This window comes from Winogradskyella flava (genome assembly GCF_014243395.1).
GTDB lineage: Bacteria > Bacteroidota > Bacteroidia > Flavobacteriales > Flavobacteriaceae > Winogradskyella > Winogradskyella flava.
Map to the genome: position 1 here is coordinate 183,363 of NZ_JACLCP010000002.1, position 23,752 is coordinate 207,114.

General features: G+C 35.2%; 26 protein-coding genes. 16 read left to right on the forward strand and 10 right to left on the reverse strand.

The features are described 5' to 3' along the window. Positions 1-10: 10 nt before the first annotated feature. The 4 genes from hisA (at position 11) to truA (ending at position 3,174) form a co-directional block, all read left to right on the forward strand. Positions 11-754 carry a 1-(5-phosphoribosyl)-5-[(5-phosphoribosylamino)methylideneamino]imidazole-4-carboxamide isomerase gene (hisA, locus tag H7F21_RS07955; protein ID WP_185788741.1) on the forward strand — a complete coding sequence of 248 codons (744 nt, stop codon included), beginning with the start codon at positions 11-13 and terminating at the stop codon, positions 752-754. A gap of 2 nt (positions 755-756) precedes the next feature. Next, positions 757-1,512, forward strand: coding sequence for an imidazole glycerol phosphate synthase subunit HisF (hisF, locus tag H7F21_RS07960; RefSeq protein ID WP_185788742.1), 756 nt, complete (start codon positions 757-759; stop codon positions 1,510-1,512). Then, positions 1,509-2,111, forward strand: coding sequence for a bifunctional phosphoribosyl-AMP cyclohydrolase/phosphoribosyl-ATP diphosphatase HisIE (gene hisIE / locus H7F21_RS07965; RefSeq protein ID WP_185788743.1), 603 nt, complete (start codon positions 1,509-1,511; stop codon positions 2,109-2,111). The genes hisF and hisIE overlap by 4 nt, the downstream gene beginning before the upstream one ends. 277 nt (positions 2,112-2,388) lie before the next feature. Beyond that, a complete protein-coding gene (gene truA / locus H7F21_RS07970) occupies positions 2,389-3,174 on the forward strand; it encodes a tRNA pseudouridine(38-40) synthase TruA (protein ID WP_185788744.1) in 786 nt (261 codons plus the stop codon). A gap of 54 nt (positions 3,175-3,228) precedes the next feature. Here the strand turns inward: truA and H7F21_RS07975 are convergent, their stop codons facing one another. Next, positions 3,229-3,678 (reverse strand): hypothetical protein, encoded by a 450-nt coding sequence (locus tag H7F21_RS07975; RefSeq protein WP_185788745.1) that lies wholly within the window; start codon positions 3,676-3,678, stop codon positions 3,229-3,231. Positions 3,679-3,838: 160 nt separating this feature from the next. Next, positions 3,839-4,060, reverse strand: a complete 222-nt coding sequence (locus H7F21_RS07980; RefSeq protein ID WP_155087696.1) for a hypothetical protein — start codon at positions 4,058-4,060, stop codon at positions 3,839-3,841. A 256-nt stretch (positions 4,061-4,316) separates the two neighbouring features. Between H7F21_RS07980 and H7F21_RS07985 the strand changes: the two genes are divergently transcribed. From H7F21_RS07985 to H7F21_RS08005, 5 genes are all read left to right on the forward strand, one after another. Beyond that, a complete protein-coding gene (locus H7F21_RS07985; RefSeq protein ID WP_185788746.1) occupies positions 4,317-4,820 on the forward strand; it encodes a Dps family protein in 504 nt (167 codons plus the stop codon). A 47-nt stretch (positions 4,821-4,867) separates the two neighbouring features. Next, entirely contained in the window at positions 4,868-5,770 is a 903-nt protein-coding gene (locus tag H7F21_RS07990; RefSeq protein ID WP_185788747.1) for a mechanosensitive ion channel family protein, read from the forward strand. A gap of 106 nt (positions 5,771-5,876) precedes the next feature. Next, the gene (locus tag H7F21_RS07995; protein ID WP_185788748.1) at positions 5,877-6,041 is read left to right on the forward strand and encodes a DUF1328 family protein; all 165 of its coding nucleotides are present in this window, start codon (positions 5,877-5,879) and stop codon (positions 6,039-6,041) included. 51 nt (positions 6,042-6,092) lie between these two features. Further along, positions 6,093-6,278, forward strand: coding sequence for a hypothetical protein (locus H7F21_RS08000; RefSeq protein ID WP_185788749.1), 186 nt, complete (start codon positions 6,093-6,095; stop codon positions 6,276-6,278). A 61-nt stretch (positions 6,279-6,339) separates the two neighbouring features. Continuing rightward, on the forward strand, positions 6,340-7,017 hold the full coding sequence (locus H7F21_RS08005) for a DUF2461 domain-containing protein (protein ID WP_185788750.1): 678 nt from the start codon (positions 6,340-6,342) through the stop codon (positions 7,015-7,017). Positions 7,018-7,028: 11 nt separating this feature from the next. Here the strand turns inward: H7F21_RS08005 and H7F21_RS08010 are convergent, their stop codons facing one another. The 5 genes from H7F21_RS08010 to H7F21_RS08030 form a co-directional block, all read right to left on the reverse strand. Next, positions 7,029-7,529, reverse strand: coding sequence for a hypothetical protein (locus tag H7F21_RS08010; protein ID WP_185788751.1), 501 nt, complete (start codon positions 7,527-7,529; stop codon positions 7,029-7,031). 81 nt (positions 7,530-7,610) lie between these two features. Then, complete coding sequence (locus H7F21_RS08015; RefSeq protein WP_185788752.1) at positions 7,611-8,027, reverse strand: glyoxalase; 417 nt, start codon at positions 8,025-8,027, stop codon at positions 7,611-7,613. A gap of 150 nt (positions 8,028-8,177) precedes the next feature. Continuing rightward, positions 8,178-11,192, reverse strand: a complete 3,015-nt coding sequence (locus H7F21_RS08020; RefSeq protein ID WP_185788753.1) for a WD40/YVTN/BNR-like repeat-containing protein — start codon at positions 11,190-11,192, stop codon at positions 8,178-8,180. Between the two features lie 62 nt (positions 11,193-11,254). Next, the gene (locus H7F21_RS08025) at positions 11,255-12,034 is read right to left on the reverse strand and encodes an outer membrane lipoprotein-sorting protein (RefSeq protein ID WP_185788754.1); all 780 of its coding nucleotides are present in this window, start codon (positions 12,032-12,034) and stop codon (positions 11,255-11,257) included. A gap of 40 nt (positions 12,035-12,074) precedes the next feature. Continuing rightward, entirely contained in the window at positions 12,075-12,824 is a 750-nt protein-coding gene (locus tag H7F21_RS08030) for an outer membrane lipoprotein-sorting protein (RefSeq protein ID WP_185788755.1), read from the reverse strand. A 126-nt stretch (positions 12,825-12,950) separates the two neighbouring features. Here H7F21_RS08030 and H7F21_RS08035 point away from each other — a divergent pair, with 126 nt between their 5' ends. Both H7F21_RS08035 and H7F21_RS08040 read left to right on the forward strand, forming a co-directional pair. Further along, positions 12,951-13,844, forward strand: a complete 894-nt coding sequence (locus H7F21_RS08035) for a DUF72 domain-containing protein (protein WP_185788756.1) — start codon at positions 12,951-12,953, stop codon at positions 13,842-13,844. A gap of 48 nt (positions 13,845-13,892) precedes the next feature. Next, on the forward strand, positions 13,893-14,279 hold the full coding sequence (locus H7F21_RS08040; protein WP_185788757.1) for an acyl-CoA thioesterase: 387 nt from the start codon (positions 13,893-13,895) through the stop codon (positions 14,277-14,279). An 89-nt stretch (positions 14,280-14,368) separates the two neighbouring features. On the opposite strand, the gene H7F21_RS08045 is transcribed toward H7F21_RS08040, so the two are convergent. Both H7F21_RS08045 and H7F21_RS08050 read right to left on the reverse strand, forming a co-directional pair. Beyond that, a complete protein-coding gene (locus tag H7F21_RS08045) occupies positions 14,369-15,610 on the reverse strand; it encodes a mechanosensitive ion channel family protein (protein ID WP_185788758.1) in 1,242 nt (413 codons plus the stop codon). Next, on the reverse strand, positions 15,603-15,896 hold the full coding sequence (locus tag H7F21_RS08050) for a DUF3817 domain-containing protein (protein ID WP_185788759.1): 294 nt from the start codon (positions 15,894-15,896) through the stop codon (positions 15,603-15,605). Before H7F21_RS08050 ends, H7F21_RS08045 begins: the two co-directional genes overlap by 8 nt. Positions 15,897-16,030: 134 nt before the next feature. On the opposite strand from H7F21_RS08050, the gene H7F21_RS08055 reads away from it, so the two are divergent. From H7F21_RS08055 to H7F21_RS08075, 5 genes are all read left to right on the forward strand, one after another. Next, entirely contained in the window at positions 16,031-18,499 is a 2,469-nt protein-coding gene (locus H7F21_RS08055; protein WP_185788760.1) for a zinc-dependent metalloprotease, read from the forward strand. A gap of 2 nt (positions 18,500-18,501) precedes the next feature. Further along, positions 18,502-18,960, forward strand: coding sequence for a hypothetical protein (locus H7F21_RS08060; protein WP_185788761.1), 459 nt, complete (start codon positions 18,502-18,504; stop codon positions 18,958-18,960). Positions 18,961-18,973: 13 nt separating this feature from the next. Continuing rightward, the gene (locus tag H7F21_RS08065) at positions 18,974-20,254 is read left to right on the forward strand and encodes an FAD-dependent oxidoreductase (protein WP_185788762.1); all 1,281 of its coding nucleotides are present in this window, start codon (positions 18,974-18,976) and stop codon (positions 20,252-20,254) included. Between the two features lie 165 nt (positions 20,255-20,419). Then, complete coding sequence (locus H7F21_RS08070; protein ID WP_185788763.1) at positions 20,420-20,875, forward strand: cold-shock protein; 456 nt, start codon at positions 20,420-20,422, stop codon at positions 20,873-20,875. A gap of 66 nt (positions 20,876-20,941) precedes the next feature. Continuing rightward, positions 20,942-21,409, forward strand: a complete 468-nt coding sequence (locus tag H7F21_RS08075; protein ID WP_185788764.1) for a GyrI-like domain-containing protein — start codon at positions 20,942-20,944, stop codon at positions 21,407-21,409. Between the two features lie 113 nt (positions 21,410-21,522). Here the strand turns inward: H7F21_RS08075 and H7F21_RS08080 are convergent, their stop codons facing one another. Continuing rightward, positions 21,523-23,736: a DNA topoisomerase 3 gene (locus tag H7F21_RS08080; protein ID WP_185788765.1), complete on the reverse strand. Its 2,214-nt coding sequence runs from the start codon at positions 23,734-23,736 to the stop codon at positions 21,523-21,525. Positions 23,737-23,752: the final 16 nt, after the last annotated feature.

The following is a 23,752-nucleotide window of genomic DNA, read 5'->3' on the forward strand; positions in this document are numbered from 1 at the left end:
GGAAGTAGACATGAGAATTATACCTGCCATAGACATTATAGAAGGAAAATGTGTTAGACTCACCAAAGGTGATTACGATACTAAAAAAATATATAATGAAAATCCTCTTGAAGTCGCTAAGGAATTTGAGGCCTCTGGCATTGAATATCTACATCTTGTAGATTTAGATGGTGCCAAAGCCAAACATATCGTTAACTATAAAGTTTTAGAACAAGTAGCTTCCAAAACCTCTTTAAAGATTGATTTTGGTGGTGGCTTGAAGTCCAATGAAGATTTAAATATTGCATTTAATTGTGGCGCCAGACAAATTACAGGTGGAAGTATTGCCGTAAAGGATAGAAAAACATTTGAAGGTTGGTTATCAAAATATGGTCCACAAAAAATTATTTTAGGAGCCGATAGTAATGATGGCAAGATAGCCATCAATGGTTGGCAAGATAATAGCAAGGAAGAAGTTATAAGCTTTATAAAAGCGTATCAAAGAAAACGAATTCAGTATGTCATTTGTACGGACATTTCAAAGGACGGTATGCTGGAAGGTCCCTCAATAGACTTATATCGACAAATAATTAAAGCTTGTAGCAACAGTAGTGGTGCTCAATCCATAAAATTGATTGCTTCTGGAGGAGTTTCTGGAATTGATGATCTACATGAATTGAAAGCTATAGGTTGTGAAGGTGCCATTGTTGGAAAAGCCATTTATGAAAATAGAATTTCTTTAAAGGAATTAGAACAATTTATATTACATACGTAATCATGCTTACAAAACGAATTGTTCCTTGTTTGGACATAAAAGATGGTCGCACTGTAAAGGGTGTTAACTTTGTTGATTTGCGCGACGCAGGCGATCCTGTGGTATTGGCTAGACAATACGCCGAATTGGGCGCAGATGAACTAGTGTTTTTAGATATTTCTGCAACACAAGAAAAACGTAAAACTATGCATGACATGGTATTAAAAGTTGCAGAGCAAGTCAATATTCCATTTACGGTAGGTGGTGGAATTTCTTCTGTTGAAGATGTCAATGATTTGTTGCATTGTGGCGCAGACAAAGTATCCATAAACTCTTCTGCGGTGAAGCGTCCAGAATTGATTAATGAACTTTCAGAAAAATTTGGTAGTCAGTGCGTCGTGGTGGCAATTGATGCAAAAAAAATAGGAGAGGAGTGGTTTGTGCATTTGGCAGGTGGTACTATTCCAACAACTATTAAATTATTCGAATGGGCTAAAGAGGTTGAGGAGCGTGGTGCTGGAGAAATCTTATTCACTTCCATGAATCATGATGGAACAAAAGCAGGATTTGCCAACGAGGCCTTGGCTAAACTTTCAGAATTAGTTAATATTCCTATTATTGCATCAGGTGGAGCGGGAACCGTTCAACATTTTGCCGATACATTTATTAAAGGAAAAGCAGATGCGGCTTTGGCAGCTAGTGTGTTTCATTTTGGAGAAATTCCAATATTAGAACTGAAGAATCAATTAAGAAAACAAGGAATTGAAGTAAGGTTATGAATATAAATTTCAATAAAAATACAGATGGCTTAGTACCAGCTATCATTCAGGATGTTAAAACAAAAAATGTTTTAATGCTCGGTTATATGAATAAGGAGGCTTTGGAAAAAACAAAGGCATCTGGCTTAGTAACATTCTTTAGTAGAACAAAGAAAAGACTTTGGACAAAAGGAGAAGAAAGTGGTAATGTTTTGCATCTAATAGATATAAAATTGGACTGCGATAGTGATACGCTTTTAGTTTCGGTAAACCCGAAAGGTCCGACATGCCATAAGGGTTCTGATACATGCTGGAATGAGAAAAACAAAGCATCTTTTGGGTTCCTTTCGACTTTAGAAGATGTAATTACTTCGAGAATTGAAAATGCAGATACCCAAAAATCTTATGTAGCTTCTCTTTTTGCTAAGGGTATTAATAAAGTTGCTCAAAAAGTAGGTGAAGAGGCTGTAGAAGTTGTTATAGAAGCCAAAGACAATAATGATGAGTTATTTTTAGAAGAAAGCTCAGACTTATTATTTCATTATTTAATGCTTTTACAGGCAAAAAACTTCAAATTAAACGATGTGGTTTCCGTACTTGAGAAAAGGCATACGAAATAATGAAAAATGTATTTCTTAATTGAAGTTAGTTCTAACGTAACTTTATTTGCAAATAATTGTGAATAGGAAGTACTATTATAATTATCGAAATCCGATGATACTACGATTCCTCTTGAAATAAATGCACCCACTGGTGCTCAATTACAGACAAAAACCTAGAAATTAGTCATAGAATAAATAGCTAAGACATAAAACCTTTAAAAACTACTGTGTCAAATCGCAGTAGTTTTTTTATTGTGGACTTTTTAGTTTTCAATAAAATAGCGTTCTTGCCAATATGTTTGAAAAGCGTTTTTACTATCTATTAAAAATTCAGTATTTGGGTTATCGTTTTCATGGTTGGCAAAAGCAACCTGATGTAAAGACCATACATTTAATGATAGATCGTACTCTAAAATATATTCTTGGTGAAACCCGTTTTAAAACCTTGGGAGCTGGACGCACTGATGCCATGGTTTCTGCCAATGAAGCCGCATTAGAGCTGTTTATTTATAAGGAGCCAATAATGGATTTTGATGAGTTCCTAAAGCTCTTTAATCATAATTTACCACAAGACATACGAGCATTGTCCATCAAAGAAGTAGATAAGGACTTTAACGTTATCCAAGATTCAAAAATCAAAGAGTATCATTATGTCTTTTCAGAAGGTCAAAAGAACCATCCGTTCTGTGCGCCAATACTAACAACGATTTTAGAACCTCTTGATGTTGATTTAATGAAAAAAGGTGCCAAGTTATTTCAAGGTTCTCACAATTTTAAAACCTATTGTTATAAGGCTACTGACAAAGGAGAGTATCTTAGAACTATAGATTCTTCAGAAATTTTTAATAACACTATTTACCGAGCGAATTTCTTTCCAGAAAAATCCTATGTATTTAAAATAAAAGGTAAAGGTTTTATGCGAAATCAAATTCGCCTTATGTTTGGTTGTCTAATCAAATTAGGTAGAGGAGAGGTAACCTTAGATTATATAAGGACTACATTGAAAGAAGATAGCACAGAAGTTATGGACTATATTGCACCAGCTTCAGGATTGATTTTACATTCCATAAATTTTGAATAAAAAAAGGCACTAGCGTTTAAACTAATACCTTTTTTAAGATTGGTTGGTTAATTTTTAGTTGATCCAATTTTTTCTGGCTGCGTCTCTAGAAAATAAGATCAATAATATGGCCACAACAGGAATCGCTATTGCCATAGTTAGTTCAAATGTATTTACGGTTAAATTCATATCTGCATAAATATCATTAAGTACGTAATTGTGTAATATTTGGCCTAACACAGCGATAAACGAAATTACAAAAAATGGCTTTGCCCAAGATTTTCTTATTAATAAAAAAACACAGCCTAAAAAGCCACAGAAGACTGCCAAGGCATAACATGCTGTATACCATGCAGGAAAATCTAGCATTTGAAACGCTTGTTGCCTCTCGTCCAACTGCGAAATCATTTCATCCGTCATAAAGGCATCTGCCAAATAAGCCATTACTCCCATTGCATTCCAGAGCAGTGCAATTACACTCACAACCCAGAACCAAATGGGTGGTTTGTTAATAGAATTTGTCATAATAATGTTGATTTAAATTAGTTAGTATTTAGCAGAAAAGGCTGCTCAATTAATTAACAATGTATAAAAAATATCGTAAATCCTAAATTGCTAATAAAGTTTGAACCAACAAAAAAGGGTGAAAATTATTTTCACCCTTTCTAAATTCCGTTATAAATAGTTAATCTACTACATGTAATTTTGGTTCTTTATCAACAAACTTTCCGTTGACAGATTCGCCGAGTATGATAACTTCTTTCGAACGCTCATACATTTTTATGGCACGATGCATCTGCAATTTTGTTCCACTGTAAAGTTTTACGCCTGATTTTGAACCTTTGTTTCTGATTTCAATATAATAACCATCTTTTAGTTTAGTTGGTCTTGTTGCTGGTCTACCCATAAAATTTGATTGTGTTTTAAAAAAGTTATGCATTATACTGAAAATTCCCGCAACACACAAGTTTATTTTTGAGAATCTAATTCAAGATATTAACAGTTAAATTTCATTAACATATCCTACCCATGTTAACATAAAATTATCATAATAGAAGTACACTGGTGTTAAACCTTGTTAAGTCACTTGACAAACTTTAATACACGCCTATATTAAATAGTGTACAATTAAGTTTAACCAAATAAAAATTTAAACAATAGTTATGAACTACTTAAATATTAAAGACGAAAAATTATTACCAACTGTTGTAGAACTCAACACTTTATTAGCCGATTATCAAATTTATTACCAGAATCTCAGAAATTTCCATTGGAATATTTTAGGCGAGAATTTCTTTGAACTTCATGAGAAATTTGAAGAACTCTACACCGACGCAAGGATAAAAATAGATGAAATAGCGGAACGTATATTAACACTGCGTTACCACCCGATGAGTAATCTAAAAGATTTTTTAAAAACAGCTTCAATTGAAGAAGCGTCCTCAAAATTAACTGATAAGGAAATGGTCAAGACTATTTTAAATAATCATGCTACACTACTAGTACAAATGACCAAAGTCATAGATAAAGCACAAGCTTCTAATGATGAGGGAACCATAGATTTAATTGGGGCCTACATTAGAGAATTGGAGAAAAGTAGTTGGATGTTAGATGCATTTACAAAAGAAACAGAATCACAATTAAATGAGACAGTTTTAGAAAGATAAGCGTTAAGTTCATCTAAAATGAATCTTTTAATTAAAAAAACATAATAATGAAATCACAATTTAATGAAGCCCTTGGAAATCTTATAGATAAATTACAAGGCTGGTTTAATACGACTATAGAATACATACCAAATTTTATATTGGCTGTCTTAGTGATGGTAGCTGCCTATTACACTTCTAAATACACGAGTAAATTTATTGGAAAATTAGTATCTAAGCGAGTAGAACAGGACTCTATAAAGAATGCTATTTCAAGAGTTTCTGCTGTCGTCATCGTTGCCTTGGGTTTATTTATGGCCTTAGGCGTTATGAATTTAGGCAAGGCCTTAACCTCTTTGCTAGCAGGTGCTGGTGTCGTTGGTTTGGCCATTGGTTTGGCACTACAAGGAACTTTGGCAAATACATTTGCTGGCTTAATCTTATCATTTAGAAAGAAAATTCAAATAGGAAATTGGGTAGAAACTACTGGTTTTTCTGGTGAAGTCATAGATATTAATCTAAAGGATTTTACATTAAAGGAAGCTGATAATAATATTGTAGTAATTCCTAACAAAACCATATTGGAAAATCCGCTTAAGAATTATTCCCTTACAACACGAATGAGAGTGTTTTTGGAGTGTGGTGTAGGCTACGAATCCGACTTGGAAAAAGTAGAACAACTCACAAAAGATGTTATAGCCAATACTTTTGAGCAAGTTGAATCTGCAGATGACGTAGAATTCTATTATACAGAATTTGGAGATAGTTCTATCAACTATTTGTGCAGATTCTGGATTGATGCTGAAAGTATGCTCGAAAAAATGAAAGCTAAAACAAAAGCCATTATTGAAATTAAAAAGGCTTATGACAAAGAGGGCATTAATATTCCATTCCCGATTAGAACACTGCAGTTCGATAATAAGCTTAGTGTTAAATCTCCCGATTTGCAAGAAGCGTTTTCAAATAATTAAAAAGTTAAATAATAAGTTTTTGAGTGATTCAGAATAGTTCTGGTTTCACCTAGTAATCTGTTGAACAGAATTACTGAATATATTAATCATAAAAAAATGAAAAATTATGTTACGTTGGACAATCACATTTATAATCATTGCAATAATTGCCGGAATCTTAGGATTTGGAGGTATAGCAGGAGGGGCGGCTACAATAGCTAAAATATGCTTCTTTATATTTTTAGTACTTTTTGTACTATCCTTATTTAGAGGGGCTTCCAAAAGAATATAATTGACTAGAAGCACAAATCAAAACGCAATATTAACCACTAAATTTAGAACAATGAAAAAACTCATATACATATTTATGGCACTATTTAGTCTAAGCTTAATGACCACGAGTTGTAGAGAACAAAAATCAACAGGCGATAAAGTAGAAGAGGCCGTTGATAAAGCTAGCGATGCAGTCGAGGATGTAGCAGATGATGTTTCGGACGAAGTAGAAGATTTAGTAGACGACAATAAATAATTAAGCTAAAGAAAGCCATCAATTAAGATGGCTTTTTTTATTTTTATACAAATCTTAAACAATGAGCACTACGATACCTAAAGAAACCCTTACATTTTTCAAAAAACTGGCCAAGAATAATGAACGGGATTGGTTTAATGAACACAAACCTGAATTTAAGGCTATTGAGGCCAAGGTTAAGTCTGCATATAATCATCTTGGCGAATTGATGAGTGCTCACGATCAAATAGAAAAGATCAAAATCTTCAGGATCTACAGAGATGTACGTTTCTCGAAAAACAAGCTTCCTTATAAGACACATTTTGGCGGTTCGTTTGCCAGAAAAAAACCAGAATTAAGAGGTGGTTATTATTTGCATATTCAACCTAATAACGAATCATTTATTGCGACTGGTTTTTGGGATCCTAATAAAGAAGACCTACTGCGCATACGAAAGGAGTTTGAGATGGATGATAGTGAAATTCGTGATATCCTAAATGATAAAACGTTTAAAGGCACTTGGGGAGGATTCGTAGGTGATGAGTTAAAGACTGCACCAAAGGGTTTCGATAAAGAACATCCAGCCATAGATCTTATACGTCGTAAACAATTTATCTTCACAAAACAGTATACAGACAAAGCCGTCATTGCAGACGATTACTTGGAAAATGTCAACGACGCCTTTAAAAAAATACGACCGTATTTTGATTATATGAGTGATGTATTGACGACAAATCTTAATGGAGAATCGTTATTGTAATCCAATTATTTTTAAGATTGTGATTTCTTTTTTTTCTTCTTTCCTTTTTTCTTTTGTTTTAAAGTCATTTCTCCGTCCCAACTTTTATTGCCACGAGTAGCGGTGTAAAACACCTCGTTATCAATAATATCATTTATTTTTACATTTAACACATCACCTACATTAAATCGTGAAGGTCCAGACCTTATATTTCTTAATTTTCTGGGCATATAATCTTCTTCATTAATTCGCACTGGTCTTTTGGTTCTTTTTTTACGATAAGTAGTAGTAGTTCTAATACTTATTATAGTTCTATTATATTCACAATCGTTCACCCATTCTAATTTAGATTTTATAAAATATGAACCAATAAATTCCGTATGATTATTACCACTAATAATAATCTGATTATTTTTCGTTTTTCCGTAAAATAAAGTTGAATTCCTCAATGTTAAACATTTCTCGTTATCAGGTTGTTTATTGGCTACAAAAAATACTAAAACGACTGTAGCTAAAGGTATACTTTTGATCATCTTTCTAAAATGAAGGTTTCCAAGTTAGGCACCAAAAACCATTCCAAGTATTAAAAACATGTAACCTATTTAGTTTTTAAATTACACAGCTTTTAATATTTCAGGCTTGGTAAAAAGTTGAATACTACTAATTAGACGTTCCTTTACAATATTCATCATACGTTTGTTCAAAGCTGAAGAATTTTGAATGTACAACTTGTATTCTTCAACGGTAAACTGACCAATGATCATACCCTTTATAGAATTTCTAAACTTCATGTCCTTATGTATGGCATTATCGATATATGCCAGTTGTTTCTGGACAGATAAATCGTAGAAGACGTTTTTTCGTTTGCCGATATAGTTATTGAAGACAGCAACAAACAGATCATGCTGCATTTTAATAATTGGTCGCAATGTTTTATTCTGAAAGGCCTCTTCAAAACTCATGGAATCATAAACTTTTGCAGAGGCAATTGTAGGTCTTATGTTTTGGAGATCTTTAGTCCGAGTCGTCATGATCTAGTGATTAAGGATTAATTTGAAACTAAATTTAGATATTAACCTGAGCGATTACAATGGATAGGGAATATGTTGTTAACGGTGTTATCAACAAAAAGACCGACTATATCAATAAGTCGGTCTTGAATATATATACACTTTGGCTAACTAATCATTTAAGAAATCTTCAAATGATTGCAGCTCCATAGATTTTGTTTTAGCTTTCGACTTTAGTTTTTCGAAATCTTTTTTAGCTTTACTAAATCGCTCTTCAATAATTGATAAATTATCCATTTCATTAGGCGATGGGCTATCATAACTATATGCTATTTTAGCAAAAACCTGAGTCATTAGCTCACGTAATTGTGGTTCTGCAGAGCCAACATAATTGTCTCCAGTAGTAATTACTAAAGTCTCTTTTAATGCTAACATTTTTTTACCCAACTTGTTATCTGTACCTGTATTCTCTAAAATAGCGTCTATTTGGTATACGATATAAGCTAATTCTTGAGTCATATCATATAACTTCATAGTAACGTCCTGTTTGTCTGCTCTATCACCATCAGTTAGGCCAGCGTTAGCATCGTAGACCAATTCAATGCTGTGCTCATAAGTCTCCTTACCTTTAGTTAATACAACTTTATAAGTTCCTGCTGGAGCCCGAGGTGAAACAGCACCAGTAGTAGTCTTACCTTTGGCTATTTTTGGTTGTTTTATTCTGTAGTTCCAATTCACAATATTGATTCCTTTAGACTTACCTGGACTTAAAGTTGACACCTTGTTGCCGTCCATATCTTGAATTTCCATAGTCATTTTACCAAATGTATGACGCTTTTTAAGCAAATATTTAATTTGGGCAACTCTTGAAGGATTCCGACCTACAAACTGTGTTTCTGCTCCAAAATTACCTGAGAATCCGCTTTGATCTACCATAACCGTTGGTTTTGATTCAAAGAAGTGTACTTTTTTACTTATTACTTCTGGACTAATTTCCCTTAAAGGCGAAATATCATCAATAATAATAACACCACGTCCATGAGTTCCAAGCACCAAGTCATTAGTTCTTTTTTGAAGATCAATAAAGTGAATGGCTACTGAAGGCACATTATTAGTGAATTTACTCCAGCTCTTACCACCATCTAGCGTTATATATAGGCCAAATTCAGTTCCCAAAAATAATAGATTAGGGTTAACATAATCCTCTTGAATATTTCTCGCAAAACCAGTGATCTCTGAAGTTGTGATACTCGTCCAAGTTTTCCCAAAATCAGTAGTTCTGTAGACATATGGAGTCATGTCGTTCATGGTGTGACCGTCAAAAACAGCGTAAGCCGTTGCTTTATCATGGACACTAGCTTCTATATGATAGACCCAAGTATGTTTGGGTAAGCCAGGGATATCTAGTGACGTATTGGTCCAGTTTTCACCACCATCTTTAGTGATTTGTATGTTGCCATCATCTGTGCCAACCCAAATAATATTTTCATCAAAGGGAGATTCAACAATTGTGAAGATTGTCGTGTGATTTTCTGCGCCAGAATTATCCATAGATAAGCCACCTGATGCTTCTTGTTGCTGCTTTTCAGGATTGTTGGTTGTTAAATCTGGTGATATGATTTCCCAAGTATTGCCCATATCCTCGGACTTATGGAGAAATTGACTTCCCATATAAAAACGATCTGGTTGGTGTTTACTTATAGCCATAGGGGCATTCCAATTAAAACGTAATTTGGCATGACCTTTCATGGGTAAAGGTTGTATTGTTTTTATTAATTCATTATCCACATCATAGCGCCAAACATTACCAGCGCCTTGGCTCTCCGAATAGATGATATTTTTTGTTGGGTGACGTAGTACTCTAAAGCCGTCTCCACCACCAATGGAGTTCCAGTCACGAGCATTTATGCCTCCAGTAGATCTTGATGGCCCATACCAAGACCCATTATCTTGTAAGCCTCCATAAACATTGTAAGGTTCATCATTATCTACACTAATATGATAAAATTGGGATAGTGGAAGATTTTCTACAATCTCCATAGTGGTTCCACCATTCCAAGAACGATAAACACCGCCATCTGTACCAGCATATATTCGATCTGAATCATTGATATCAAAAACCACATCATGAATATCACTATGCATGTTTCCTAAAGGTTTAAAGGTTTTACCACCATCTCTAGATATCGAGCCTGTTAATCCGCCTTTAATAATTACATTTTCATCCTTTGGGTCAATTGTAATTCTTGAAAAGTAGAATGGTCTTACGGTAAGTCCAAAATCATTATTTAATTGCACCCAGCTTTCACCAGCATCATCACTGCGATATAAACCTTTCCGTTCATCTTTTTCGGCTTCAATAACCGTATATAAAACATTTGGATTACTAGGAGCAACAGCAATAGCCAAACGACCTAATTGTCCTTCTGGAAATCCATTGTGAATTTTATTCCATGTAATACCACCATCTGTAGATTTGTACAAAGCGCTTTTATTACCACCCGACTCAAAAGACCATCCCGTACGCCTGAATTCCCACATAGATGCATATAAGATATTTGGATTACTGGGATCCATGGCCAAGTCCGCACAACCAGTTCGCTCATCTGTATAGAGTATCTTGCTCCAAGTCGCTCCAGCATCAGTAGTCTTATATATACCGCGTTCTTCACTATCGCCCCAAAGTGCGCCCAAAACCGCTACATAAACTTCATTCGAGTTTTTAGGATTTACAATAATATTTGCAATCCTTTCTGATTTTTCAAAACCATATTTTTTCCAATTGGCGCCACCATCTTCGGACTTATAAAGACCGTCACCAATAGATACACTATTGCGTGTCCAAGTCTCACCAGTACCAACCCATATTACCTTGTCGGGATTGTTTGGATCTACTGCAACAGCACCAATGGATTGGCAATAGTCATCAAAAATAGGATTAAAGGTTGTACCAGTATCATTACTTTTCCAAACACCACCACCAGCTGTTCCAGCATATATGATTCTTGGATTAGTAGGATGTGTTTCCATGTCATTTATACGACCGCTCATAAGGGCAGGACCTATATGTCTCGCGGTAAGGTCACCAAATATGGCTTCGCCATTAATTTTAGAATCGTCTTGTGCTTGAACACTAAATGCTACTAAGCATAAAAAGAACACCAATTGAATTGTTATTTTTTTCATGATTTAATTGAGTTGATTGGTTTGAAAAAATCCCCAAGAAAATTGGGGATTAAAATTTGTATTTAGTTTTTGTCTTTGGGCTCTTCAGAGGCTTCATCTTCTGGATACTCAAATGCTTTTACATCGACATCTGGGTTCAGTTCAACACCATCTACAGACATAGAAAAACCTGGTTGGTCTTTTAGTCCTTGTGTCATTGAAAAGGCGAAGTAAAGACCATCAACTTCTTGGTAATCGCTAAATGTAATTTGAGACATTTTTCCTTTCATAGGACCTGATTTTATCTCATTCTGCATCGCAATAGGCACAAAGTTTTCAGTATCAAAAAAGTAATAAGATATATTATCTTCTTTTTTACCATCTACTAACATAGGACTCTTAGTCAACTTTATCTTAAATGTATTAGTGCCATCTATTTCTTCTTTACCCATTAATTCAATGCTATAGCCTTTATCCTTATAATTCAAAAATGGGTCAGGGAAGTTTGCTTTTTCAAGCTTCATGTTCTCTGCAGCTTCTTGAGTACCTTTCTCAGCTTTTTGTGTCATCATATTGGTATTCCATAGTACTTCACCATCAAAAACATTTTGCTTTACTTTTTGGCCTTGAATATCAATAACAACCATTTGCTTTCCTTCTTTTAATCGTACAATCTCAGCTGGAATTTCCATACCACCTTGATTAATCTTTACAGATAGCTTAATACCGTCTAATTTATTCCAGCTTTCTGCACCACCTATATTTTCTAGATAAGTCTCAATAATTTCATCAGCAGTCTGCGCGTTAATTGTTAAGCCAAAGCCCGCAATTAGTGTAAAAAGAAATAGTTTTAAGTGTTTCATTAGTGTTTATTTAGAATTATTAATTTATTTGAATTGTAAGTTATTCTTTAGGCATTTTAAAAATAGACTCATCTACTTCGGTGTTAAACTCTACAGTCTTGTAGATCATTTCCAATCCTGTTTGTCCGTTAAATTTTTCAATAATAGTGTGAGCCAGATACAAGCCATCTACTTCTTGATAGTCTGTCATAATAGACTGAGCAGTAGCACCTTTAGCTGGTCCAGATTTAACAATTGCTTCAGATGCAATAGGCACATTATTTTCTGTGTCGAAATAATAAATCTCCGTATTCTCTTCTTCCTTACCATCTACTACCATTGGTGTTTTGGTAAGCTTCACTTTAAAGACCTCAGTACCTTCCCAAGTTGTTTTCTCTAAAAACTCAACAGCATATCCTTTGTCTTTATAGTTTAAAAAGACTTCAACATTGTCTTTTGCTTCATTTTTCATATTTAAAGACGTTTCGGAATCAAGCGCTTCTGCTTTCTGAGTCTGGAAGTTCATACCCCAAGCTGTTTCACCATCAAAAGCTTGATACACCATAGACGTACCTGGAAGTTCAATAGTAATATTTGATCTACCGTCTTTCATAAAGGTCGCTACAAAAGGATAATCTTGACCACCTTGTTTACCTACGCCTGTAATTTTTACTGATTCTACCTTATTCCAAGCTTCGGCGCCGCCTATATTTTCTATATAGGTATCTACAATGTCTTCTGCTGATTGTGCAGTTGTGGTAAGCACAAAGCAAAGAATAAATAATGAACTTAATAATTTTAGAGTCTTCATGAAGTGATAATTTATGGATTGATATGTAATATGTATGTCAAGATACGTAATTGTTACAATTTCTTTAAGACTAATTCCTATATCCAATGGATTATAGTTTTGTAAATTTGGAAAAAGATTACAATTATGAAATTTGGAAGTGTAGATAATCCAACCGATATTGATTTTACCTTACCATCTGATCATCCTGATACCATAAAGGTTTTAAAGAAAAACGCATCCAATAAAATGGATGTTTTTGTGGGTTGTGCCAAATGGAATAAGGCAGATCTGAAAGGCTTTTATCCAAGAGGCACAAAAGATGAATTAGAGTACTACTCACGTCAATTTAATTCCATCGAGTTGAATGCTACATTTTACAGAATATTTCCTCCAGAACAATTTGTAAAATGGTACGATAAAACACCTGATAACTTTAAATTTTTCCCGAAGTTGAATCAAGAAATAAGTCACTGGAAACGCTTAAATGATGATGTTGCTCCGGTTGTTGACAATTACCTGTATAGTGCTGTGAATCTAAAAGAGAAGCTAGGCTGTGTGTTTTTACAGATGCATAGTAATTTTGCACCTAAGGATTTTGATCGTGTTGTGCATTTTGCTGAAAGTTGGCCAAAGGAAATTCCGCTTGCTGTTGAGTTTAGACATACAGACTGGTACAACGACAAAACTATAGCAGAAGACCTATATCAGCTGCTAGAGGAAAATAGTATCTCTAATATCATCGTGGATAGTGCAGGACGACGAGATATCATGCATATGCGATTAACCAACTCCAGAGCGTTTATACGTTATGTTGGTGCCAACCACCAAAGCGATTATACACGACTAGACGATTGGGTGGAACGCTTAAAGATTTGGAAAGACAATGGCATTGAACATATCAATTTCTTTGTTCATCAAAATATCGAAAAAGAATCGCCTTTACTTTCTGCTTATTTAATTAGACAGATGAATGATCAATTGGGAACGAGCTTAAAGATTCCGAATGATGATTCGGATGGGCAGCAAACACTACTGTAGTTAAAGGAAACTGACTCAACCAAAAACGAATAAACGACTAAACACTGTATGAGATTCCACACACGGAAATGGGTAAAACCCGAAGATTTAAATCCAAATGGCACTTTGTTTGGAGGCCAGCTATTAGCATGGATAGATGAAGAAGCAGCACTTTATACTATTATTCAACTCGAGAATTCTAAGATCGTTACCAAATACATATCAGAAATTAATTTTATGGCATCTGCCAAAAAAGGAGATATTGTAGAAATTGGTATAGAGGTTACAAAGTTTGGGAAGTCATCAATCACCATGAAATGCGAAGCAAGGAATAAGATGACACGTGAAACCATTCTTACTGTAGATAATATTATAATGGTAAACTTAGGAGAGGATGGCAAACCAAAACCTCATGGTAAAACAGAAGTAGAGTTCGTTAGGGATCGATTGAAGTGAGAGTCTGAGTTAGAATGTCCTTTAAATAAGAAAGGGGGTAAATTTGTTGATTCTTCAATAATCGCTCGAAGTCACAAAGTTTTATAAAATTATACTTGCGGTGAAGCTACAGCTAATTCATATATTTCAAGATCAAAGTACTTCACAGATGCCAAGACATGATCAAATATGTCTCCCATAATGTATTCGTAGTTTTGCCAACGGATGTCACTACTAAACGCATAGATTTCCATTGGAATACCTTGAGGCGTAGGTTCTAGTTGACGAACCATTAAGGTCATATCCTTGTTTATTGCAGAGTGATTTTCGATATAGGTCTGTAAATATTTTCTAAATACGCCAAAGTTGGTCAAATTTCTACCATTGATAAGTACAGACTTATCTGCATGGTGCGTAGCATTATACTTGGCTATCGAAGCTGATGCATTTTCAAGATACTTGGAGACCAATTGAATCTTTTTAAGTTCTTCGATATCTGTATCCGTCAAAAATTTTATGGTAGATGTTTTAATAATAACTGAGCGTTTGATACGTCTGCCTCCAGAAGCCATCATACCTCTCCAATTCTTAAAGGAATCAGAAATTAGAGCATAGGTGGGAATCGTAGTAATGGTCTTATCCCAATTTTGCACTTTTACTGTTGCTAGATTTATTTCTACTACATCACCATCGGCACCATATTTTTCAAAAGTAATCCAATCACCTATGCGCACCATATCATTTATAGAGACTTGGATACTTGCTACAAATCCGAGAATAGTGTCTTTGAATATTAATAAAATAACTGCAGATGCCGTTCCTAGTGTTAATGCAAACTTTATAAATGTAACACCTGTTAATATCGAAAAAATGGCGAAGACCCCTAACAGCCAAATAAAAATCAAAAAGACCTGGATATAACTATCAATAGGCTTGTCTTTATAGCGTGCTAAAGTTTTTAGATAGTCTTTTATCGAATTTAAAAAACTGCGAATAATTCTTAACGTTAGCAGAATCGCAACAATCTTAAGTACTTTTTCTATAATGTTTTCGGCATATTCAAAATCAGAAAATACCTGCGGTACAAATTCAATAAGAATGATAAGTGGAATGATATGCGCAATATTCCTAGGGAGCTTATTACTAATTAAAATATCATCAAAATTAGTCTTGGTACGTTTGGCAATACCAGAAAAAAAGCGCCAAAGCAAGCGCTTAGTAACATAATCAATTATAAAAGCTACTAATAGTAGGGCAATTAGAAGCGCTAGCATATTGAGGTATTTTGCCGTGTGCTCTGCAAAACCTTTCTCGATGAGCAAATCGTATACAATATGTCTTAAATTACGCATTAGATAGCTTTAAGTATTTCTTGTCAATATAAAATGTTCCAAAAGGAATAAGGGACGCAATAAGAACGATCCCTAATGTTCGTGTTGACCATTTCATGGACTTGCTTATTAACACTGCCAAAACAATGTAGGCAATGAATAATAACCCATGTGGCATACCTAAAAGCTTAACATATTGCGGATCATTCCCAAAGTACTTAAGAGGTGTGGCAATAAACAACAACAGTATATAAGACAAGCCTTCTAGCAGTGCTACAATTCTAAAGACAGGTAATAATTTCGACATGCTCCATATTTTCTGCAAAAGTACTTCAGAATTAAGGAATAACCACACTTTTTTAACAGCTTTTAAGAAATAAATTGTTACTATAATTCTATTAATTATCTTTAGGCTCTCAACCGCAAAAAATTGACTTGAAAATGAAACATTTCCTCGCTTTAACACTTTGTTCTTTACTTATTTTATCTTGTTCTACAGCTAAAAAAGCGGCGTCTTCAAAATCGTCTCAGACAGCTTCAGTGAAACCGCAAACGCCTAAAAAGAAACCAGGTAAAATCAAGGATTACAATAAGGTGATTACTAAAGACGCCAAAACTGACGAGGGGCTTTTCGACGTGCATTTGGTAGGAGAGAAGTACTATTTTGAAATCCCAATGGACTATCTCAATACGGACATGTTGCTAGTAACACGTTTTGCCAAGTTACCAGCTAACTTGGGCGGAGGTTATGTCAATGCAGGTACTAAAACCAATACACGAATGATTAATTGGGAGCGCTTTAAAAATAAAATTCTGATTAAGGAAAAATCTTCTAGTGCTATAGCCGCAGATAGTTTACCAATTAATGTTTCTGTAAGAGCCAATAATTACGAGCCAACGATATACGCGTTTGATATAGCAGCTTTTTCCAAAGATTCTTCTTCAGTAGTTATAGACGTTACCAATTTTTATGGATCGGATGTTAAGGCTATAAGTGGTTTACCGTCATTTTTTAGAAAACAATATAAAGTTAGAAATCTAGATAAGTCCCGAAGCTTTATTAACGATATGAAAAGTTATCCGAAAAATATTGAGGTGATTCAGGACTTTACTTATAACGCTTCTGAACCACCAGTAAATACTGGAGATGAAACCATTAGTGTACAAATGAATCAATCCATGATCCTTTTACCGGAAGAACCAATGCAACCTCGTTATTTTGACGAACGTGTCGGTTGGTTTACACTGAGCAAATACGATTATGGTAGCAATGAACTCAAAGCCGATAGAAAGACATTTTTAAGACGTTGGCAATTGATTCCAAAAGACATTGAGGCCTATAAGCGCGGTGAATTAGTAGAGCCAGTGAAACCTATTGTGTACTATTTGGATCCTGCTACACCTATGAAATTTAGAACGTACATGAAAGAAGGTATTGAACTTTGGCAGAAAGCCTTTGAAGCTGCTGGGTTTAAGAATGCCATTATTGCTAAGGATCCACCAAGTAAGGAGGAAGACCCTGAATTTAGTCCTGAGGATATTAGGTATTCCGTAGTGCGCTATGTGGCGAGTACCACACGTAATGCGACCGGACCAAGTGTTTCTGATCCAAGAAGTGGTGAAATTATAGAAAGTGATATTATTTGGTACCATAACCATTTACGTTCTTACAGAAATCGTTACATGCTGGAGACGGGAGCCGCTAATCCATCGGCGCGAACGCTTAACACACCTGAGGACGAAATTGGCGAAATGATGAAAATGGTAATTGCACATGAGGTTGGTCATACCCTCGGCTTACCTCATAACATGAGTGCAAGTTATGCTTATGATGTTGAGAGTTATCGTGATGGTGATTTTACCCAGAAGAATGGCATAGCTGCGACCATTATGGACTATGCTCGTTATAATTACATAGCACAACCAGGAGACAAAAATATTCGCTTTGTGAGACAATTGGGACCGTATGATGATTATGCCATTAATTATGGTTACCGCTATATTCCAGAAGCAACATCTGCGGATGATGAAAAGGAAGTTTTGAACAGTTGGATCATGGAAAAAGCAGGTGATCCTAAGTATAAATTTGGGAAACAAAGTAGTCGTTTTGATCCAACGGCACAAACTGAAGATATTGGGAACAATAGTATTAAAGCAAGTACATACGGTTTGAAAAACCTCAAGATTGTTGCTAAGGATCTACCTATCTGGACTAGCGACCAAACTAACAATTATGATGATTTGGATGAGCTCTATAGCGAGTTACTTGGTGTTTGGAGTCGTTATGTTGGTCATGTGGTAACACATATTGGAGGTGTAGTAGAGGATACCAAGAATCCATCGCAAAACGGTGCTGTTTATAATCCTGTGGACAAGGCCTATCAGAAATCAGCAATGCAATGGCTGCACAAGAATGCTTTTGAAACACCAGATTGGTTATTGGATAAACGTATTCTTCAAAATATAAATTATGCCGGTTACACAGAGCGTTTAAGACGTTTACAAGGTCGTCATTTAAATAATCTTCTCAACTTTGAGCGTTTGGGTCGACTAATAGATCATAAAGCCATGGATGCCAAAAACTATTCGGCTTTAGATATGCTGAAGGATACACGAAACGGTATTTGGTCCGAGACTAAATCAGCCTCCAATGTTTCTGTCTACAGACGCAATCTTCAACGTGTATATTTGGATCGAATGATTTATTTAATGACGGAAGACTTGGACCCAAGACGAAGTAGACAATATTTTAATGTCAATCAATCTGATGTAAGAGCTTTAGTAAGAGGCGAACTCAACCAACTAAAGCGTACCTTAACTGCAGCAGCAAGAGCAGCTGTAAATACAGAAACCAAATACCATTATAGAGATTGTATTGAAAGAATAAATAATACTTTAGATCCAAAATAATTATGATGAAGCACTTTTCAGTAATAGCGCTGTTGTTTAGTCTAGTCGCTACTAGTTTTAGTGGTGCGCAAACCAAAACCACTCAAAAAGAAAAATTTGAAACGCAATACAATGCGACGAAAACCCTGGTAAAGTCCAAGAGCTACACCTATATTGGAGAGGTTGTTTTTAATGATGAGAAAAGGGAGCTGCTTCAAGCCGAAACCAATTATATTGATATAAATAATAGTGATGTATTATCGATTATTCAAGCTTTAGGTCAAAAACAACCTGTGGAAGTCAATGGAAGTATTGACAATTACTCCGTCAATTTTGATGATGGTAAACAAGTTATAGTCATCACATTTGTTAGTAATGCCAATGAATTTTTAATTGAGATAAAACCTACTGGAAAAGCATTCCTTACGATGAATGCGAGTGGACTTCTCATCAAACAAGCTGGATTTATAAAACCCCTTTAAAAGTATCATTGTCTTGGATCGTAAATCATACAAAATACATATCATTGGCGGTGGTATTTCAGGATTGATAGCCGCAAAAACACTTGAGGAGGCAGGTTATAGTCCTACGATTATAGAAGCTACTGATCGTGTTGGAGGTCGAGTAAAAACAGATGTTCTAAACGGCCATCAATTAGATCATGGCTTTCAGGTGCTATTGGATGCTTATCCTTATGCTCAAAGGCATTTGGATTATGATGCATTAAAACTTCAAAAATTCAAACCTGGTTCTGTAATTTACAAAAATGGAAAGTCTCAGACTATTGGGGATCCATTGCGCGATTCAAGTTTTCTGCTATCCACACTTTTTGCTTCGATTGGCAGTTTTTCGGACAAGCTGAAGATTCTAAAACTCAATACTGCATTAAAGAAAAAATCCATAGCATCTATATTCGAAAGTGAAAGTACTACAACACTTAACTATCTGAAGAAAAAAGGGTTTTCTGAAGCGATGATCTCAGATTTTTTCAAACCTTTTTTTAGTGGTATTTTCTTGGAGCCTGATTTGAAAACGTCGAGTAGAATGTTCGAGTTCGTATATAAGATGTTTGGTGAGGGACTTGCAGTTCTTCCTGAAAAAGGCATAGAAGCTATTAGTGAGCAATTGAAAAGTAAACTTAAACAAACAGAATTCATCTTTAATAAAACAGTTCAAAAGGTCGATGATAAGTCCATTGAATTTAATGACGGTTCAAAAGTAGATACCCACTTTTCAATAATAGCAACAGCTGCTGATAGATTAATACCTAATCTGAACAATCAAAATATAGTATGGAAGTCTTGTTATAATCTCTATTTTGAAGTTGACAAACGCACTATTGACAAACCAATTATTGGCCTTATAGCCGATAAGGATGCCCTTATTAATAATGTCTTCTTTTGCAACAGTATAAACACGGCAAGTCAAGGCAATGCGGAATTGTTGTCAGTAACCGTATTGAAAGCCCATAGCTTTACTGAGGACGAGCTTGTCGAAACGGTTAGTTCAGAATTAAAGCAATATTGCAATATAGATACGACTAAGTTTGTGAAGCTTTACCATATAAAAAATGCTTTACCAGATTTAGAAACATTGCACTATGATATTTCACCTACAGAAACGCAGTTAAAACCTACAGTCTATTTAGCCGGAGACCATTTGTTAAATGGTTCACTAAACGCGGCTATGATTTCTGGAGAAAGAGCAGCACAAGGCGTAGTTATGAGTCTAGAAGATGGTTTGGTTGTTGAAAACTTGACTTCAGAATACATATAAGCTAAAAAGAAATTGTATCTTTGAATCGGTTTATTGAAGATAACTACACATATAATCTTATCCTTAGATTATTTTTAGGTTGAAATTTATTCATTGTTAATTAAGTTAACTTGTCTGCATTATCAATATTTTCATAAGCATAAGTATTAATTTTTAAAATAACGAATGGGTAGATCACAACAGACATTTAGTAAAAGTGAAAAAGAAAAAAAACGATTAAAAAAGCGAGAAGATAAGCGCAAAAAAATGGAAGCGCGTAAGCTCGAAAAAGAAGAAAACGGAACAGGTGGTATTCCTTTGGCCTATGTAGACCATAATGGTAACCTTACCGATACGCCTCCAGACCCTTCAATGAAGATTAAGGTGAAAGCTAAGAACATTGTTCTTGGTATACCACAGAAAGAAGATAGCGATGAGCAATGGGATCCTGTAAGAACAGGCAAAGTCTCTTTTTATGACAGCTCTAAAGGTTTTGGTTTTATAATCGATATAGAGACTAACGAAAAGCATTTTACGCACGTTAGTGGCATTATTGACGAGATTATGGAGAACGATAAAGTGACGTTTGAATTAGAAAAAGGACAGCGTGGCATGAATGCCGTAAAAGTTAAGAAAGCTTAATTAGTAAGACTTAAAATATTTCAAAGCCATTGTCTTGTCGATAATGGCTTTCTTGTTTTTCAACATATGAGTCCAAAGATAATTACCATAAAAGAAAAAAAGCTCATTGGGATGAAGCGCCAAATGCTTCAGCACCAATATCAAAAAATTCCTGCCCTCTGGAAACAGTTTATGCCCAGAAAAGAGGAGATCCGCAATACAATAAATAATGAATTCATTGCAGTACAGGCATATTCTGATTTTGGGAACTTCGGAGCGCCCTTTGATATTTGGGCTTGTATTGAAGCGTACGAAATTAGTCATATTCCTAATGGTTTTGAAATATTAACTATTCCAGAAAGCTTATATGCCGTATTTCTTCAGAAAGGGATGGATGCTTCTGGCACTTATCAACGCATTATGACGGAATGGTTGCCAAACTCTGGTTATGCAATTGATAATAGACCTCATTTTCAAGTAATGGGTGCGAAATACAAAAATGGAAGTCCAGATTCTGAAGAGGATTTTTATGTGCCTATTCGGACTTTAGAATAAAATAGTGTCACTTCGAGTGATTCTGAAAAATGAAGAATTGTATCGAGAATACTTTGAATTATAGCGCATAAAATTCCCCTATATTTATCCGTATATTTCTCTATGCGAAAAGATTAGAAACTAACCCTATAGTCACAACCCGTTTTGTAATTGCTACAACCAAACGCGGTTTTCCCTTTTAAGATGTTTCCCGTTTTACATTTAGGGCAGGTATCACCAGCTTCTATTTTCGCTTGTTTAGGTTCTAGCTTTAACTTAAAGGCCTCATCAAAACGCAATAAGCCTTCAATGGATTTACCATCAACTTTAAAGCCTTTAAGATTTACGGTTGAGCCTTTATCTAATAATCGTAAATACTGATTTTCAGATATCTTTTTATCACCAAAACTAAACGGTAGTGTAAAATCACAATCTTTTCCGTATCGATTGCAGCCATAAGCTGATTTCCCTTTTAAAAGCATTCCAGATGGACACTTAGGACAAGAACGACCAACCAAAGCGGTTTTTTTAGAAATGGACTTGGCTTTTTTCTTCTCGCTAGTCTTATTGTTTACAGCAGAAATGCGTGTTTGAACCTTTTCACTTCTAACTTCATAAACTAAAGCATCCACCATACGCTTCATACCTTTTATGAAGGCATTAGCACTTATTTTACCTTTTTCAATATCCTTGAGTTGCTTTTCCCAAGTTCCGGTTAACTCGGCCGATTTCAATAATTCATTTTGTATGGTGTCAATTAACTGAATCCCTGTCACCGTGGGCAGAATTTGCTTTTTATTCCGTTCTATGTATTTACGCTTAAAGAGTGTTTCAATAATATTGGCTCGTGTCGATGGACGCCCTATGCCATTTTCTTTCATTAAATCCCTTAATTCATCATCATCGACTTGCTTTCCTGCCGTTTCCATAGCGCGTAGGAGTGAGGCTTCGGTAAATTGCTTAGGAGGCTTGGTTTGTTTCTCTAGAAATAATGGCTCATGCGGACCTTTTTCGCCTTTGGTAAATGTAGGGAGATTGTTGTCTTTTTGGTTACTGAGCGAAGTCGAAGTATCAAAAACCACACGCCAGCCTTTAGACAGGATTTCTTTTCCTGTGGTCTTAAAATTCACATCAGCCGCTTTTCCAATAACGGTGGTGTTGGAAACTTTACAATCATCATAAAATACAGCAATAAAACGCTTTACAATGATGTCATATACTTGCTCTTCATTGTACTGTAAATGTGTTTGCATTCCTGTTGGAATAATAGCGTGGTGATCGGTCACCTTTTTATCATTAAATACCCTGGTAGATTTTTTAATCTTTTTATTTAATAATGAAGATGTAAGGTTCGAGTAATTAGTAAGTTTTGATAATACACCTTTAATTTTAGGGTAAACATCGTTAGGCAAAAATGTAGTATCCACTCTTGGGTAGGTTACCACCTTTTTTTCATATAGTTTTTGTGCGATTTTAAGAGTCTCATCTGCAGAAAAACCAAATTTGGTATTGCAATACACTTGCAATCCAGTTAAGTCAAATAGCTTAGGGGCATATTCCGTACCTTTCTTTTTGGTGATAGATACAATTTCAAAATCATGTTCCTTCACTTTTTTAGCTAAAACCTCACCATCTTCCATTTTTAGAAATCGGCCTTCTTCATAACTAAATAACGTTTCCCGATACAATGTTTGTAATTCCCAATAGGGCTGTGGCTGGAAGTTCTCGATGTCTTTATAACGATTTACCAACATGGCAAGGGTTGGTGTTTGTACACGCCCCACGGACAATACTTGCTTGTGCCCGCCGTGTTTAACTGTATACAAACGCGTCGCATTAATCCCTAAAAGCCAGTCTCCAATAGATCTTGAAAATCCTGCATAATAGAGATTATCGTACTCAGTAGATGATTTTAAGCTATTGAAACCTTCCTTAATAGCTTCAGTGGTTAATGATGAAATCCATAAACGTTTCACCTCACCCTTATAATTGGCCTGATTGAGTACCCATCGCTGAATCAATTCACCTTCCTGACCAGCATCACCACAATTAATGACCACTTCAGCTTTATCAAATAAACCTTTAACAATGTTGAATTGTTTCTTAATACCTTCATTATCTGAAACTTTTACATGGAATTTATCGGGTAGCATTGGAAGATTATTCAAATCCCAACTTTTCCAATGTGGCTTATAGTCACTAGGCTCGGACAATGAACACAAATGACCAAAGGTGTAGGTGACTGCATAGCCATTGCCCTCAAAGTAACCATCACGTTTTGTGGTAGCACCTAAAACAGAGGCAATTTCTCTGGCAACACTTGGTTTTTCGGCAATACAGACTTTCAAATCAACTCATTTTTTT

Bases quoted from the DNA above. Each gene is read 5' to 3' on its own strand.
- hisA (WP_185788741.1), top strand. From the start codon at position 11: ATGAGAATTATACCTGCCATAGACATTATAGAAGGAAAATGTGTTAGA.
- hisF (WP_185788742.1), top strand. From the start codon at position 757: ATGCTTACAAAACGAATTGTTCCTTGTTTGGACATAAAAGATGGTCGC.
- hisIE (WP_185788743.1), top strand. From the start codon at position 1,509: ATGAATATAAATTTCAATAAAAATACAGATGGCTTAGTACCAGCTATC.
- truA (WP_185788744.1), top strand. From the start codon at position 2,389: ATGTTTGAAAAGCGTTTTTACTATCTATTAAAAATTCAGTATTTGGGT.
- H7F21_RS07975 (WP_185788745.1), bottom strand. From the start codon at position 3,678: ATGACAAATTCTATTAACAAACCACCCATTTGGTTCTGGGTTGTGAGT.
- H7F21_RS07980 (WP_155087696.1), bottom strand. From the start codon at position 4,060: ATGGGTAGACCAGCAACAAGACCAACTAAACTAAAAGATGGTTATTAT.
- H7F21_RS07985 (WP_185788746.1), top strand. From the start codon at position 4,317: ATGAACTACTTAAATATTAAAGACGAAAAATTATTACCAACTGTTGTA.
- H7F21_RS07990 (WP_185788747.1), top strand. From the start codon at position 4,868: ATGAAATCACAATTTAATGAAGCCCTTGGAAATCTTATAGATAAATTA.
- H7F21_RS07995 (WP_185788748.1), top strand. From the start codon at position 5,877: ATGTTACGTTGGACAATCACATTTATAATCATTGCAATAATTGCCGGA.
- H7F21_RS08000 (WP_185788749.1), top strand. From the start codon at position 6,093: ATGAAAAAACTCATATACATATTTATGGCACTATTTAGTCTAAGCTTA.
- H7F21_RS08005 (WP_185788750.1), top strand. From the start codon at position 6,340: ATGAGCACTACGATACCTAAAGAAACCCTTACATTTTTCAAAAAACTG.
- H7F21_RS08010 (WP_185788751.1), bottom strand. From the start codon at position 7,529: ATGATCAAAAGTATACCTTTAGCTACAGTCGTTTTAGTATTTTTTGTA.
- H7F21_RS08015 (WP_185788752.1), bottom strand. From the start codon at position 8,027: ATGACGACTCGGACTAAAGATCTCCAAAACATAAGACCTACAATTGCC.
- H7F21_RS08020 (WP_185788753.1), bottom strand. From the start codon at position 11,192: ATGAAAAAAATAACAATTCAATTGGTGTTCTTTTTATGCTTAGTAGCA.
- H7F21_RS08025 (WP_185788754.1), bottom strand. From the start codon at position 12,034: ATGAAACACTTAAAACTATTTCTTTTTACACTAATTGCGGGCTTTGGC.
- H7F21_RS08030 (WP_185788755.1), bottom strand. From the start codon at position 12,824: ATGAAGACTCTAAAATTATTAAGTTCATTATTTATTCTTTGCTTTGTG.
- H7F21_RS08035 (WP_185788756.1), top strand. From the start codon at position 12,951: ATGAAATTTGGAAGTGTAGATAATCCAACCGATATTGATTTTACCTTA.
- H7F21_RS08040 (WP_185788757.1), top strand. From the start codon at position 13,893: ATGAGATTCCACACACGGAAATGGGTAAAACCCGAAGATTTAAATCCA.
- H7F21_RS08045 (WP_185788758.1), bottom strand. From the start codon at position 15,610: ATGCGTAATTTAAGACATATTGTATACGATTTGCTCATCGAGAAAGGT.
- H7F21_RS08050 (WP_185788759.1), bottom strand. From the start codon at position 15,896: ATGTCGAAATTATTACCTGTCTTTAGAATTGTAGCACTGCTAGAAGGC.
- H7F21_RS08055 (WP_185788760.1), top strand. From the start codon at position 16,031: ATGAAACATTTCCTCGCTTTAACACTTTGTTCTTTACTTATTTTATCT.
- H7F21_RS08060 (WP_185788761.1), top strand. From the start codon at position 18,502: ATGATGAAGCACTTTTCAGTAATAGCGCTGTTGTTTAGTCTAGTCGCT.
- H7F21_RS08070 (WP_185788763.1), top strand. From the start codon at position 20,420: ATGGGTAGATCACAACAGACATTTAGTAAAAGTGAAAAAGAAAAAAAA.
- H7F21_RS08075 (WP_185788764.1), top strand. From the start codon at position 20,942: ATGAGTCCAAAGATAATTACCATAAAAGAAAAAAAGCTCATTGGGATG.